17 protein-coding genes are annotated in these 13284 nt (G+C 47.8%); 4 read left to right on the top strand and 13 right to left on the bottom strand.

All coding sequences use genetic code 11. The features are described 5' to 3' along the window. Positions 1 to 6 precede the first annotated feature (6 nt). Together ONV78_RS28170 and ONV78_RS28165 are read right to left on the bottom strand one after the other, a co-directional pair. Positions 7 to 831, bottom strand: a complete 825-nt coding sequence (locus ONV78_RS28170) for an SDR family oxidoreductase (RefSeq protein WP_279507864.1) — start codon at positions 829 to 831, stop codon at positions 7 to 9. Between the two features lie 42 nt (positions 832 to 873). Continuing rightward, positions 874 to 1578 (bottom strand): alpha/beta fold hydrolase, encoded by a 705-nt coding sequence (locus ONV78_RS28165; RefSeq protein ID WP_279507862.1) that lies wholly within the window; start codon positions 1576 to 1578, stop codon positions 874 to 876. 944 nt (positions 1579 to 2522) lie between these two features. Here ONV78_RS28165 and ONV78_RS28160 point away from each other — a divergent pair. Then, positions 2523 to 3281, top strand: a complete 759-nt coding sequence (locus ONV78_RS28160) for an SDR family oxidoreductase (protein ID WP_279507861.1) — start codon at positions 2523 to 2525, stop codon at positions 3279 to 3281. Positions 3282 to 3406: 125 nt separating this feature from the next. After that, positions 3407 to 3727 (top strand): hypothetical protein, encoded by a 321-nt coding sequence (locus ONV78_RS28155; protein WP_279507860.1) that lies wholly within the window; start codon positions 3407 to 3409, stop codon positions 3725 to 3727. Here ONV78_RS28155 and ONV78_RS28150 read toward each other — a convergent pair. Both ONV78_RS28150 and ONV78_RS28145 read right to left on the bottom strand, forming a co-directional pair. Then, the gene (locus tag ONV78_RS28150) at positions 3724 to 4308 is read right to left on the bottom strand and encodes a metal-dependent hydrolase (protein WP_279507859.1); all 585 of its coding nucleotides are present in this window, start codon (positions 4306 to 4308) and stop codon (positions 3724 to 3726) included. The genes ONV78_RS28155 and ONV78_RS28150 overlap by 4 nt on opposite strands. A gap of 19 nt (positions 4309 to 4327) precedes the next feature. After that, on the bottom strand, positions 4328 to 4693 hold the full coding sequence (locus ONV78_RS28145) for a DUF393 domain-containing protein (RefSeq protein ID WP_279507858.1): 366 nt from the start codon (positions 4691 to 4693) through the stop codon (positions 4328 to 4330). Between the two features lie 59 nt (positions 4694 to 4752). On the opposite strand from ONV78_RS28145, the gene ONV78_RS28140 reads away from it, so the two are divergent. After that, positions 4753 to 5337, top strand: coding sequence for a nucleotidyltransferase family protein (locus tag ONV78_RS28140; RefSeq protein WP_279507857.1), 585 nt, complete (start codon positions 4753 to 4755; stop codon positions 5335 to 5337). Between the two features lie 186 nt (positions 5338 to 5523). After that, positions 5524 to 6648 (top strand): hypothetical protein, encoded by a 1125-nt coding sequence (locus ONV78_RS28135; RefSeq protein ID WP_279507856.1) that lies wholly within the window; start codon positions 5524 to 5526, stop codon positions 6646 to 6648. Between the two features lie 54 nt (positions 6649 to 6702). Here the strand turns inward: ONV78_RS28135 and ONV78_RS28130 are convergent, their stop codons facing one another. The 9 genes from ONV78_RS28130 to ONV78_RS28090 all read right to left on the bottom strand — a co-directional run bounded on the left by ONV78_RS28130 (position 6703) and on the right by ONV78_RS28090 (position 13143). After that, complete coding sequence (locus tag ONV78_RS28130) at positions 6703 to 7080, bottom strand: VOC family protein (protein WP_279507855.1); 378 nt, start codon at positions 7078 to 7080, stop codon at positions 6703 to 6705. Between the two features lie 129 nt (positions 7081 to 7209). After that, the gene (locus ONV78_RS28125; protein ID WP_279507854.1) at positions 7210 to 7899 is read right to left on the bottom strand and encodes a YafY family protein; all 690 of its coding nucleotides are present in this window, start codon (positions 7897 to 7899) and stop codon (positions 7210 to 7212) included. A gap of 94 nt (positions 7900 to 7993) precedes the next feature. Then, the gene (locus ONV78_RS28120; protein ID WP_279507853.1) at positions 7994 to 8728 is read right to left on the bottom strand and encodes a hypothetical protein; all 735 of its coding nucleotides are present in this window, start codon (positions 8726 to 8728) and stop codon (positions 7994 to 7996) included. Beyond that, positions 8722 to 9843, bottom strand: a complete 1122-nt coding sequence (locus ONV78_RS28115) for a hypothetical protein (RefSeq protein ID WP_279507852.1) — start codon at positions 9841 to 9843, stop codon at positions 8722 to 8724. The genes ONV78_RS28120 and ONV78_RS28115 overlap by 7 nt, the downstream gene beginning before the upstream one ends. A gap of 313 nt (positions 9844 to 10156) precedes the next feature. After that, positions 10157 to 10333 (bottom strand): HTH domain-containing protein, encoded by a 177-nt coding sequence (locus ONV78_RS28110; protein ID WP_279507851.1) that lies wholly within the window; start codon positions 10331 to 10333, stop codon positions 10157 to 10159. 94 nt (positions 10334 to 10427) lie between these two features. Then, positions 10428 to 11165, bottom strand: a complete 738-nt coding sequence (locus tag ONV78_RS28105; RefSeq protein WP_279507850.1) for a hypothetical protein — start codon at positions 11163 to 11165, stop codon at positions 10428 to 10430. Between the two features lie 91 nt (positions 11166 to 11256). After that, positions 11257 to 11745, bottom strand: coding sequence for a hypothetical protein (locus ONV78_RS28100; RefSeq protein ID WP_279507849.1), 489 nt, complete (start codon positions 11743 to 11745; stop codon positions 11257 to 11259). Positions 11746 to 12454: 709 nt separating this feature from the next. Then, entirely contained in the window at positions 12455 to 12691 is a 237-nt protein-coding gene (locus ONV78_RS28095) for a hypothetical protein (RefSeq protein ID WP_279507848.1), read from the bottom strand. Positions 12692 to 12738: 47 nt separating this feature from the next. Beyond that, a complete protein-coding gene (locus tag ONV78_RS28090) occupies positions 12739 to 13143 on the bottom strand; it encodes a hypothetical protein (RefSeq protein WP_279507847.1) in 405 nt (134 codons plus the stop codon). Positions 13144 to 13284 lie beyond the last annotated feature (141 nt).

Genomic DNA, 13284 nt, shown 5'->3' with positions numbered 1-13284 from the left:
CACCGCCTAACGCGCGGAGAAGCCGCCGTCGACAGTGATCACGCTTCCGGTGACCTGACGAGACTCGTCAGAAGCCAGCCATACAGCGCTATGGGCGATATCCTCAGGCTCGATCAGCGCATTCATGGGCTGCGCCTGCACAAAGGTGTCCTCGTGCTCGGAGACGGGCACGTGCAGGGAGCGGGCGATCTCAGACAACATGCGACCTTCAACATGGGAGGCGTCGCGAACGGACCCCGGGCATAATGCGTTGACCCGGACTTTAAGCGGGGCGTAATCAAGAGCGACGGCTTTGCTCAGACCGATGACGCCATGTTTGGCCGCCACATAACCGGAGAAATGGCGGTAACCAACCACCCCCGCCGTGGAGGCAATGTTAATGATGCTGCCGGAGCGACGCTCCGTCATGGTCGCGCCCACTGCGCGAATCATCCGCCATGCGCCGGAAAGATCGACGTCAATCATGGTCGTCCATTCATCTTCACTGATGTCATGGGCGATTTTCCCAGACGGCGCGGCGATGCCTGCGTTATTCAACAGCACATCAATGCGCCCGAAACGATCCAGTCCTTTTGCGACGACAGCGTTGATCTCAGCTTGTCGCGTCACGTCCGCCAAGCCGGTCAAAACCGCCACGCCCTGCTCTTCACATAATTGAGCGGTGTATTGAAGCTGGCTCTCCGATCCGAGGGGATAAGGCACGGTGGCGATATCTCTTCCAATATCCAGCAGTATCAGATCCGCCCCCTGTCTGGCGAACTCAAGGGCGCAGGCGCGCCCCAACCCTCTGGCTGCGCCGGTAACCAGCGCAACTTTTCCTTTTAGTCTCATAGTTATCTCCTTGACGACACTGCGATCCACTAATAACAAGAATTAAAGAACCGCATTTTCGATCAGGGCGATAAGCGCCTTGGGATCGTCCATCAAATACATATGGCCGCCGGGAAGCTCTTCGTGCAGGGTCTGCACGGAAGAAGCCTTGCTCCAGAGCGCCTTATCCTCAGCCGTCACCAGTTCATCGTCACTGCCGCGAATAGTCAGCACCGTGATCGGCAAGGAGTCATCCGCCAGAGGGTGATAGCTTTCATGCATCTCCACATCCGCGCGCAGCGTCGGCAACAACACTTCCCGCATGATGGGGTCTTCCAGGGCGGGATGAGAGTAGCCGGCAAACTCATTGACCCGGCGTACAAACTCATCATCCGGCAATCCAGAGGCGCGCTCTTCCCTGCTGTTCCATGGGCTTGGAGAGCCACTCACGATTAACCCCTGCACATTGGCCTTTTCCTCTCCGCACATGGCGCGCGCCAGCTCAAACGCCAGCACGGCGCCCAGGCTGTGTCCAAAAAAGACGATGGGTTTGGAGAAATCCAGCTCAGCCATCAACTCGGGCATGATTCCCTGCACTGCTTCCGCCACGTTGGTGTAAGCAGGCTCAACAAAGCGCTTCTCCCGTCCTGGCAACTGCACAGCGATCACATTGAGCTTCTCGGACAGATCCTTCCACTCGTGAAACACCGATGCGCCCGCGCCAGCGAAGGGGAGACAAACCAAGTTAACCAGAGAGACTTCTTTCATTTTCTGTATCCTTTAGTTATTACTATTTCCTTTTCCGCCGGCGCATTTATAAACGCCAGACAATAGGAGGCCATAAAGCCTGTTTAGCTTTATATAAAATATAATGAGCGGTATTTATCGACGGACTAGAATAAGTCTATGCGAGGTTCCATATACTTCCCTTTCCACAATTAATACTTCCTGATTCCCGTTAATGTTGTCTAATTAGACAGAATATCTTTTACGCAAACCATTTAATGCTCGCCAGAGTGCATGAGTATGACATAAAGAAACGCTATTACTGTTCGTTCGCCCCAAAGGCGCACCTCTATAAGCCACTAATAAACAAAGAAATAAGTAAGTAACGAGCGCTTCCATGCAGAGCAAGTATTGGCGCGCCTGACAGCATAATTTCCATAACGACAATTTGATGTCATTTTTGCTACGACCTTAAAAACAAGGCGTGGAAATTTCACTTAAACACTTAACTATACTTGTATAAACGGGATAAGAAGCGGTGGAGAGAAGAACCCGAGAGAATATAGCCGGGATAGGACATAAACGGACGGGTAGAGGCCGTCCCCTTTGGCTTATAATACAACATCCTGTAATACTCGTAGTGCTGTTAATGTTTAATCAACAAAACGTGATTATATATATTTTTTTAGCCGCTTCAATCCGGTAGTCCGTATTTTTTACTATATCGCAGCGTTAGGGGGAAAAGTCGCCCTTCACATCCCCCGTTTACTCACTAGTCCAGCCCCAGTGGAAAAGCGATCTAAAGACATTTAAGCCAGGAAGGCGCATCAAAATCTCGCGCTCAACGTCACTTTTTCATCACCCAATTGTTCGTCATTTATAGACAGTCTAACCATGTCCGCCATATTTATCCCTTTTCAAATCCCCAATAAACTGCTCCTGACATTGAGAAACAGGCTTTCAACCCTACACTCTGGAGACGATATATGAGCAGCAACATCGCATTGGTTACTGGCGGAAACCGCGGTCTGGGCAAAAACACAGTCTTGCATCTGGCGCAAAAAGGCGTGGACATCATTCTGACCTACCACAGCAATCGCGCAGAGGCGGAGGATGTCGTCAGCGAGGTGCGTCAAATGGGCCGCAAGGCGGTCGCGTTGCAACTGGATGTCGCCGAAAGCAAGAGTTTCGCGGACTTTGCCAAATCAGTCGCCCAGGAACTCAGCGTCAATTGGGGCCGTGAGTGGTTCGATTACCTGGTGAATAACGCGGGGATCGGCATCCATGCGCCTTTCGCGGAAACGACGGAAGAGCAGTTTGATCAGTTAGTGAATATTCATCTGAAGGGCGTGTATTTTCTGACGCAACAACTCCTGCCGTTCATCGCAGATGGAGGCAGAATCGTTAATATTTCCACCGGTCTCGCCCGCTTCGCCCTGCCCGGTTATTCAGCGTACGCAGCAATGAAAGGCGGCGTGGAAGTGTTGACCCGTTATATGGCGAAAGAGCTTGGCGCGCGGGGCATAGCGGTGAACGTGGTGGCGCCGGGCGCTATTGAAACGGATTTTGGCCAGGGAGTCGTGCGCGATAACGCGGAGGTCAACAAGTTTATCGCCTCACAAACCGCACTCGGACGCGTCGGCCTACCAGACGACATTGGCGGCATCATCGCCTCTCTGCTCTCAGAGGACAATCGTTGGATCAATGCTCAACGTATTGAAGCGTCCGGCGGGATGTTTCTCTAAGCTGTCTCAGCGGACCAGCCCAAGGGCTGGTCCAATTATGCATTCACTGTAATCTCAACAGCGTTTTCTTTGCAGAAGTCAGGCTCTATGATTGGGACGTTTCAGAATTAGATTAATGGCTCGCTATGTCCTCAATCCCGGCATCGTGGTACTACCTGTTTTTTCAGCTTCTATCCATCGCTCTCTGCACCACACTGCTCGCATTGATACTGCAACGTTTAGGCAAATCGGAATACTTTTCCTACGCTACAGGTATTCTTAGCGCTATTTTTATCTTCTTAGCCGCGCCGAGACTCCTGGGAGTTTATGCTCGCAGCGAACAAATCACGTTGGATATGGCGATAGGGTTCATCGCCTTTTTAACCGTCGGTTTATTTGGCCTGATGTATGTCGTGGCGAGCAACGCTTTACCTTATTTAAAAGCCAAATGGGGAAAGCACCGTTAACGCGATAATCCAACGCTGATATAGCCACACGCCATCAATACGCCAGTCGCCAGGATGGCGATATAAACTCTTTTCTTTAGTGCGTTGCGTCCTCGGGCGGAAATAAAAGCCGCCACCGGAACCAGTATTCCCATTTCAATCAGCAGATTTCGCCAAAAGTAAAAATTAAGGAAATCGAGTTTTCCCGCGCTGGGCAGGAAGCCGTACTCAAAGGCGTATACGGACTCTGTCAGCGGCCAAAATATGGGATTCTTATGCACACCGACACAGTAATCCATGAGCACATGAGCCATGGAAGCGGCGCAAATCAAAAGCGGGTTGGCGTTCCTTAAGCGTCTGACGAACACATACTTCTTCAAACCCAGTCCGATGCAGGCGATCGCCAGACTCGCCCCAATGGAGTGGGTATAACGGGGCGCTATATTGATGCCGAAGCACCATGTCAGCAGATAATCCAGATCAGGGCATACGACCAACCCCATAAAGAAAAAGCTCAGAAACAACCGTTCCGACTTACTTTCCGCTTTGGCGTTATCGCCAATCGCCGCTCCAATCAGAGCATGGCCAAATATAGAAGACATCGATTCAGGTTACCGCAACTCACCAGTGCTTCAGGGCGCGATTCCACTGGTACAAACACCAGGCGAACACATTATAAGTTTTGTTCAACAGCCAACGCAGACCGGGAACTTTAGACACCTTCGCTTTCCATTGCTCCGACGACGAAGCCTCCCAGATAGCGATAAAGGCTTCATATCCCACGCGCAAATCGCCATTAAGGTCGATGACATGCAGCCGCTCTCTGACAAATTCGAGATCCGCATTGAGATCTTTCACCTTATCATTGTCCAGATGCACGTCTTCCCATTCGACACCACAGACCACCCCCTTTTTCTGCTGGAATTTAATGCCAGCATCACACACCGGACAGGCCGAGTTGTAGAAAACCCGGATTTTAGGTTCCATAGGCGTCCCAAAAAGGAATACAGCATTGGACAATAATACAAGTCAGGAAACGCAAGCATATGGAAAAAGATCTTACGCTGGAAGCGCGTTTTAAAGCTCTGATTCAGAGCGTCCCCGAGATCATGGAAACTATTGAGGCTTGCGCTAATTATGGCCTGCCTGATTATTATCTGGCTGGCGGCGCGGCCGCCCAGGCGCTCTGGAACAACATGCTTGGAGAGGCTCCGCTGAGTAAAGTGAAGGATTTCGATGTGGTCTATTTCGCGCATGAAGCATCAGCGTTGGAAAAAGAGCATGAGAATACGCTCAACCGCCTGACTCGCCATAGCATTCCCATCGATGTTAAAAATCAGGCATATGTACACGAATGGTATCCACGCAAGTTTGGACACGACATCCCACCCTATCAGAGCGCGGAAGCTGGTATCTCGTCCTGGCTGCCCGCATTCGCGATTGGCGTGCGAAAACAGGTTGATGATCTAAAGATATTCGCGCCTTTCGGACTGAATGACGCCATGAACATGGTTATACGCCCCAACAAAACCGTTATGAGCGCAGCTAACTATATGACTCTGGTGGATAGTTTTAAACGTCGATGGCCCATGATAACGACTTATCCTTGGGAAGGTTTCGATAATGCATAGCTCCACCCGGAGCCAGTCTGTTAGGATTTCGACCAACGATGCTTAATCAAACTGCTTATTGAATTGGTTCTGCATCGTTGTTGCGCCATAAATAAAGCCCGGAAATTGAGCCAGAGGCGACTTTCGCCCCGTACACGTCAAGGAAGTATCTGATATTTAACATCCATTCTCAGGAGGAGAATCTCAATGTCAGGATGCTTAGCCACCCTATACCCAACGTCATTAATCCGGGCCGTATTTGCCCTCCCATTGCTGTTGTTCTTCTGCGTAGAGTCCCCGCTCTGTCTGGCGGAGGATTTTGGAATCAGAATCAAGGACTCCGCCAAAAACTGGGGGATGACGCAGAACAGTTATTATTCCTTCAGTGTCCATAAAGACGCGCTCTTCGCCGGCGGACGCGCTGTGTATGGTTCTGGAGGCCCCACCGCGCGCCTATTGCGCAGTGAAGATGGTGAGAATTGGGCGCAGGTGGACGTGCCTTTCAGCACAGATGATAACGAAGTCCGTCGGGTCTGGTCCGCCCCCGACGGATATCTCTATGCGGTAACGCAGAGCGACACGCCCAAAATCTATCGCTCGCTGAATGGGCGGCATAACTGGACGCGGGTGAAGACACTATCCGAGGCGGATGAATACGGTCGCTGGTTTGAAGCCTTTCAGGGCTGTATTTATCTGGCGGGACGCAGCGACAAACACACTGAAGCCAGGCTTTATCGTTCCTGCGATGGCGTCACCTGGAACGTAGCCGCCTCCTTTCCCGGCGTCACCGGCATTTTTTCCTTACTGGCTCACGAGAATACGCTGTACTTGACGACAGGACTCCCGTACTCAGGTGAAGTCAGCGTAATGGCGTCGAATAACGGATTAAATTGGGCGCGCGTGAATGAAACGACTTTCGCCAGCGATGAAACGCTGCATTCTCTGGTGGAATGGCAAGGCGCATTTTGGCTTGGCACATTAAACAGCACGACTGGCGGAGCTGTCTGGCGCTCAGCGGATATGCGCGTCTGGGAGAAAGTCACCGGTGACGGCATGGGAGTGGGTCTTGATGAAAAAGAGGTGTATCGGCTGTATCCCTGGGGAGACCTGCTAGTCGCAGGAACCTACAATCCGGTGGATGGCGGCCGCCTATGGGCCACGGAGAACGGTCGCGACTGGGGCCAGATAGGCAGCCCCGGCGGCAACTCAGGCAGCGAATATAAAGGCGTATTTGATTTCATCGAGTTTCACGGAGCGCTTTACACCGCACACAGGGTCAGCTCCATCGCAACAAATATCCCGACTTTCCCGCAAGTCTTGTTGAGGCAGTAAACCCTTCATAATAAAGGCGGTTTAGATGTCCGCCTTTATCTCCAACCGCTGACTTCAGCGCACAATCTCACTGGGACAAAATACTCGAATTCTGTGTCCGTCCGGGTCCTGAACGACAAAGGTATAGCCGAAGTCCATTTGCGTGGGCGCCTGTACCACCTTCGCCTGCATCGCGCTCAAGTCTTCCAACGCTGCGTCGACAGTTTCCTTGCTATCCAGCATCAGGCCAATCTCCGCGCCACCGCCGGTCATATCCGCTGCAGGCTTCACTTCCTGTTTTGCCCACAGTCCCAGCTTCCAGCCGGACTCCAATACAAACAGCGAGAAGTCTGGGGAGGATTCCACAGGGGCTTTCCCCAATACATTTGAGTAAAACGCCGTACTGACTGGCATATTGCTGACATACAAAATGATATAGCTAGGTTCTTTCATAATCGTTCTCCAAATTCGATCTATCACTGAAACCCGTTATCGGGCGAAGCTGAAGCGCTTGCTTAGCTTCCGTCGCTTCGTTGGAGGTCATCTTAGGCAGGCATACTGCCAGTTTCTGGCAGTAGTGTTTTATTGCGGCTCCACGCCTTTGTATTCACGCCATTCCTTCAACAAGTCATGACGACGCCGGGGAATGCGAGCCTCCAGACTGTGGAGTTCACCGATACGGTCTGTGCGAAAATGGCGGAACCCTTTGCGCAGTTCGCACCATGCAACCACGACTCTGATGGTGTCAAAAAAGCCAACCGCGAATGGCCAGATGATCCGAGTGGATGGGTTACCCTCGCTGTCGCCGTATGCAATGCATAGTTTGCGCTCAGCCCGAATCGCCGCCCGCACTCTTTCCAGTATGCTGTCGTCCTCAGGTTGCGTCGCTGCGGGTCCAATCAATAGCGTGGACGTCTCCAGCTCCTGGCGCAACTCGGCGGGGATCACCGCCGCAACTTTTGCAATCACATTACGGGCGGCTTCCCCCAACTTCGCATCGCCCCGCCGGGACACCCATCTGGAACCCAGCACCAGGGCCTCAATTTCTTCATCGGAGAACATCAAAGGCGGCAACATAAAGCCAGGACGCAACAGATACCCAACGCCCGGCTCCCCCTCAATATGCGCCCCCTGAGCCTGCAACGAAGCAATGTCGCGATACAACGTGCGAATACTGACGCCCAACTCAGACGCCAGCTGCTTACCGCTCACCGGATAACGGTAGCGACGCAGAGTCTGCATGAGTTCAAGCAAACGTTCAGCTCGTGACAATTTTGGTGTTCCTATGAGGGGAATCTGAAAGCATGAAGCACATCCTGCCATAAACTGGCAGGATGTGCTTAGAAAGGAAGAGATTTAGGAGGAGCTATTTGGCGTTGTTGTAGCGCTGAATTTTTTCAATGGCTTCGGGCGTAAGCTTAAGGCTGACATGCTCCAAAAAATCCTGCATCAACCTTTCGTACATGTTTTTTTGAGACTCTTTAGAGTCAAAGTAGTCATCCCTAAATCCTAAAACTCTCATTCTAATACTCAAATAAAATTCGTCAGCTATTGGAGCATTAAACCAATGGGTTAACCAAGTTTCATGATGCCCTTCTAAGCCTCGAAAAAAAGTCACGCCATGTAATTCTACTTCTTCAATATCTTCAATGCATGAATAAATATATAAATCTTCATTACGTATCACTCGCCCCTCATCGTCGAACGACTTTCTAATATCTTCATTTTCAGGTTCATATGACTCATAAAAATATTGAGACTGCCACCACCTAAACTCAGGCTTATTTAATATCGAAGTGAGACCTCTATCTTTTAAAGGGACCCTGATCAAAGCAAAGTTAACGTTCATCCTTCCAACTCTAGTCAACGTTACCTTGTCGAAATAGTTGATATTATTATCGGACAAAACGGCAACCTGAGCTCCTGTGACAGAATCTCTCTCGTATATGTCAGAATCAACATCCAGACTTTGACTGCCACCCTCCCCTTTGCTAGATCCATCTTCAGGCAACCTAAAAATTAGCCGCGCCCCTGACATTTCAAAAAAAGTTATAGGGGATGCAGAGTAATCTATATAAGATAAGTCTTCATACTTTACCATTTTGGCTTACTCGCAATCGTATTCATAATCTCAACAAAAGTAGGTCTAGCGTCAGGGTCGCTACCAGGCAAAAGCTTTTTTGCCTTTTGGAAATCAGCCGACAGATCCGAGAACATATCACTTAAATGAGAAATACTTTTTTCATTGTTGCGCAGTGAATTCAGCGCCCCACAGATACCAGAAAGATCCAACGAGATATTAGCTGCCGAGCTTGTATTCTTCGACACAACTGCGATAGTTTCCACATCAGCACACAGCTCTTTTATACTTTTCAGCATAGACGAAAGACCTGCTCGTGGCACAACGGGATTAAAGAGCTTGAAGGTGTGCTTATCTAGAGTTTTTGTGCCTGAATCTTTCTTAACAATATCAATAGCCATTCGCAGAACTTCGGCTCCTTCCCCCTCTACACTCCAGCTTAGAGGGACTGCATTCTCTCTTTTCCGAGCTCCCTGTGTATCACTTAACACCTTGGCGAGCTTTTGCGCCGCTTCAGCTGCGCTTTCATGCTTTGTATCCGGCGTAACCCAGCGTCCCAATTCATTACAATGCTCTGCTGGAATATAGAACATAGGAAAAGATATATTATCCCAGTCGTCGACTGCCTGGCCGTACTTTCTCAACCTATCTAAAGCAGCATCTGCTGCACTAGCAATATCCGCTTCTAAGCCGTTAACAAAAAGCCCCTTATCCAATACTTCGCTTTTTCCATATGGCATAGAACTTAACATACCACCTCGCTTTTTAACTTTATAAAGCCCAGAACTCTTTCCATCTCCCAACAAAGTTTTTCGTATATCCGTAACATATATGCCTGGACTTACATCTTGATCCGGGTGACTTTGCATAACAATATAGTACACTTCAAAACCAGCAATTAATTTAAAGTGCCTTCCAGGATTTTCTATATTGTCATAAGAGCCAGCATCAACACTAGCAGAGGTGAAGCCGCGAATAAAAGCCAAAACCGAGTTCCATTCGTGCGAAGCAGGAGATATCAAAGAATACAAATGTGGGATCAAAGATGGATATATATATACCGCACGACCAGCTTCACCTTTCGTATCTTTCGAGTAGTAAATAAAGTCATTTCTGGATATCTTTGGAAAAGTCATATGAATCCCTACAATTATACAGCTCTATAGACGCCACTCTCTTTCATCAAAAATACTATTGATTACAAGGATTGGCCACACAGTTTAATTTGCAAATAAATGCAGAAACCTAAGCGACATTTCCCCCAAGATCCCTTCGCGAAAAGGCATTTTTTCTAAAGGCTGTATTTCTCGCGCACATAATCTCCCTTAATAAACAGAAGGATACGCCCCCATTACCGTCTGTATCTACACGCTGAGGCGGAGGATTCCCAGTGGAGACAGGGCAGCTGCATAGTTACTTTCTGCTGCAGACACAGGAACCGTCTTGCGCTCAGAGGACGCCCGGCTCCCTCTCAATATGCGCGCCCTCAGCCTGCAACGAAGCAATGTCGCGATACAACGTGCGAATACTGACGTCCAACTCAGACGCCAACTGCTTACCGCTCACCGGGTAACGGTAGCGACGCAGAGTCTGCATGAGTTCAAGCAAACGTTCAGCTCGTGACAATTTTAGTGTTCCTATGAGGGGAATCTGAAAGTATGAAGCACATCCTGCCATAAACTGGCAGCTTGTGCTTAGGAAGGAAGAGATTTAGGAAGAGCTATTTGGCGTTGTTGTAGCGCGTAATCTCTTCGAGAGTTTCGGGGGGATATTTGATATTGACGTGTTCGAGGAACTCTTCGAGCAGCTTTTCCTTATTCGACTCCCATTCAGAAGCTGATGGAATTTCGTTATCTCTGAAACCGGTAAAAGAAACCCTAAAACTCAGAAAGTGATGCGCAGTAATAGCTGTGTCTACAATATAGTTAATGCCTGTACTTGGGTGGCCAATGCGTCCCATTAACAAAGGCTCTTCCTTCAGGGAAAGTGTACGGAAGTCGCCTCTTTCTTTCGGAAATACCCAATAATCGTCCTGATTCGGTGTACCGCCATTTTGAAGGAAGCTATTTTCCACATCACGATCAAGTTCCTCGTAGCTCTTGTATATTACTTCAATTAGCCAATCCTCAAACGCATTCTTGTCTAATAAAGAGCCAGATTCATCCTCAGATTCAAACTTGTAATATAAAGCCAAGTTAAGACTAAAGAAGCCTGCTGGATCTTGGCTGTCAGAATAAAAGCATTTCCAGTCACTGTCTGACAAAACTATTATGCCATAGAGTGGATTTGACCTTTTGTACAAGGATGCATCATAAATATCCATATCACCAAGAAGTAGAGACTCACATGATGCCTCATGTTCAGGCAGCCTCATAACAACGTCTGTTCCAGACAGAGCAAAACTAACAATGGGGCTAGTCTCATAGTCAACGCCAGATACTATATGTTTTTTCAGCATGGAAATCGCCACTAGCTCTGTAGTCTTTCTCTAACTCAATTACAAATTTAACATTGTAGCAGCGAAAGACCGAACTGTGTATTTTTGCTTGCTAGCTATGCTGATTATCAATAGTAAAACCACCTTGAAGATCTCTTATAACCATAAAATCAATCGACTCTTCGTCAAATAGTGTTGTAAAGTTATATTCCGCCACCCCATCATCATTTACCCAAATTCCAAACATACAAGGATCATTTTCCTCCAAAGGCTTTGAATTCTCATAAATTTTAGGGTAATGGCTTCTTGCGTAGGCTATACCAAGTTCGTTAGCTTTCTCTATATCTTTTAACAAATCCGCCAAAATGCTTTCCAAGAATTTTATGCGACTTTCACGCTCCTTAATATTTTTATTCTTCAAACAAACTCGAAATTTTCCATAACCTCGAACTTTGACATACCATTCAATGGTTTCGCCCAATCCATCAGCCCACGGAACAGTGCAAATAATAGTTTTTTCTATTTCATAGATCATGATATTTGAAAGCACTCCCAGCGCAGCAAAAAGCTCAGTCCTGACCGGACGGTTATACCTGGCCATGCTCAATTATCTCACTCACAGCGCGCCCTCAACCGGGGAAAAATAAGAATTCAAGCCACTCATCGCCCCTTCTCCAATAGTAGACAACATCAGATGGTGCGCCAGCTAAGAGCTTCTTCTTATGTATATTTTAGCAATTTGGTAGGCGACGATTGCGCTCACAATAATTGCGACAGGGTTTGTTGACATAATGGCGGGGACGACGATATTAAAATAGTAACCGTTTGCACAGCCGCCAAACCCTCTGCAATCAGTAGCGACGCCCCAGAATGTATGGGTTGGAAAGACCATTATAAAAACAAATATTAATATCCGATTAGCAAAAGTTGAGTCAGAAAACTTTTTTTGTATTACTAACAGAACCCAAGATACCAAGAAGAACACTGTAGCATACAGAGAGTATGCCACGATCTGTAGCTTGATATCCCACTCGAATTTGCAGCATCCAATGTTTTTAGCTTGGCTATGAGTAATATGCAAAGCAAGAAACCGAATAGTATCTTTAGCTAAGAAATGCACGCCCAAAAACGTAATCATCCATATCAGCGCACCAGCTACGAAATATGCGCCGTACTTAAGAGTCTTCAAGTTTTCTCTACCATGGCCGACGCCCCACACCTTGCTAATCAATGCAGAGTTAGCTACGCCAAATTAAGGTCATATTTTTGACCAAAATAATGGATAAGCTATTTGTTATATGACCTGAGTATTATTTAAAAAAATCGCGACAAACAAACATCAACACCATCACAACAACCGCTACCGAAACCCAGAAAACATCTCCTTTAGAAGACTTATTATTCTGCCCTTCAATTTGGCTCAAATATTTTTTCTCTTCATTCTCAACTTCTTTAGCTTTATCAATTAGCCATTTTATTTGAGAGTTGTTGATGCGCAACTCATCTCGTATTTCGCGCAACAGCTCAATAACTTCTTGGTCCTGCACTTAAAATCACCCTTACATATAAAGCTTTAATGAGCCGAAGCCCCCCATCAGTTTTCTGCATTGACTTTATACGAGGCTATTGGCTCCTTCCTCAAACTCCGACCAATAATCATTGCAACGCCAATTGTTATCACTGTAACTGGAAAGTCGATAACCCATAATGGAGAAACAAACCACTCCCCCATTAATATGGAAGTAATGATAACGCCAAGTAGGTCACTTATCGAAACTGCCGCTATCAAATGAAAAATCGTATAGCGAACTTGGACTTTAGCGTAGTAGGAAAGCACCAGCAAACACACCAAATTTATCGGTAGATATTGATAGAATAAAAAGTCCAACGAAGACTGGCTTGCCAAATCCTCCCCCCAAAGCACGGTGTAAGCCGCGGACATTGAGACACCCGCCACAAAGAGAATCAACGAATATTTAAGAATACTAAGAAAGTTCAAGGTGACTCCCGCCACATAACGTTTATATATCGCGCATACGCGCCTTTTGATTTCAAGGCGCTAAAGATACCTTCTCCAGGCTACTGATTCCAGCGTACGGCAGGCCAGACGTTCACGGCTTTATTCACGAAAAGCCGTGCG

It is taken from the genome of Hahella sp. CR1, from assembly GCF_029813005.1.
Taxonomy (GTDB): domain Bacteria; phylum Pseudomonadota; class Gammaproteobacteria; order Pseudomonadales; family Oleiphilaceae; genus Hahella.
This window is presented reverse-complemented; position numbering and strand designations above follow the sequence as displayed.

Bases quoted from the DNA above. Each gene is read 5' to 3' on its own strand.
- ONV78_RS28170 (WP_279507864.1), bottom strand. From the start codon at position 831: ATGAGACTAAAAGGAAAAGTTGCGCTGGTTACCGGCGCAGCCAGAGGG.
- ONV78_RS28165 (WP_279507862.1), bottom strand. From the start codon at position 1,578: ATGAAAGAAGTCTCTCTGGTTAACTTGGTTTGTCTCCCCTTCGCTGGC.
- ONV78_RS28160 (WP_279507861.1), top strand. From the start codon at position 2,523: ATGAGCAGCAACATCGCATTGGTTACTGGCGGAAACCGCGGTCTGGGC.
- ONV78_RS28155 (WP_279507860.1), top strand. From the start codon at position 3,407: ATGTCCTCAATCCCGGCATCGTGGTACTACCTGTTTTTTCAGCTTCTA.
- ONV78_RS28150 (WP_279507859.1), bottom strand. From the start codon at position 4,308: ATGTCTTCTATATTTGGCCATGCTCTGATTGGAGCGGCGATTGGCGAT.
- ONV78_RS28145 (WP_279507858.1), bottom strand. From the start codon at position 4,693: ATGGAACCTAAAATCCGGGTTTTCTACAACTCGGCCTGTCCGGTGTGT.
- ONV78_RS28140 (WP_279507857.1), top strand. From the start codon at position 4,753: ATGGAAAAAGATCTTACGCTGGAAGCGCGTTTTAAAGCTCTGATTCAG.
- ONV78_RS28135 (WP_279507856.1), top strand. From the start codon at position 5,524: ATGTCAGGATGCTTAGCCACCCTATACCCAACGTCATTAATCCGGGCC.
- ONV78_RS28130 (WP_279507855.1), bottom strand. From the start codon at position 7,080: ATGAAAGAACCTAGCTATATCATTTTGTATGTCAGCAATATGCCAGTC.
- ONV78_RS28120 (WP_279507853.1), bottom strand. From the start codon at position 8,728: ATGGTAAAGTATGAAGACTTATCTTATATAGATTACTCTGCATCCCCT.
- ONV78_RS28115 (WP_279507852.1), bottom strand. From the start codon at position 9,843: ATGACTTTTCCAAAGATATCCAGAAATGACTTTATTTACTACTCGAAA.
- ONV78_RS28105 (WP_279507850.1), bottom strand. From the start codon at position 11,165: ATGCTGAAAAAACATATAGTATCTGGCGTTGACTATGAGACTAGCCCC.
- ONV78_RS28100 (WP_279507849.1), bottom strand. From the start codon at position 11,745: ATGGCCAGGTATAACCGTCCGGTCAGGACTGAGCTTTTTGCTGCGCTG.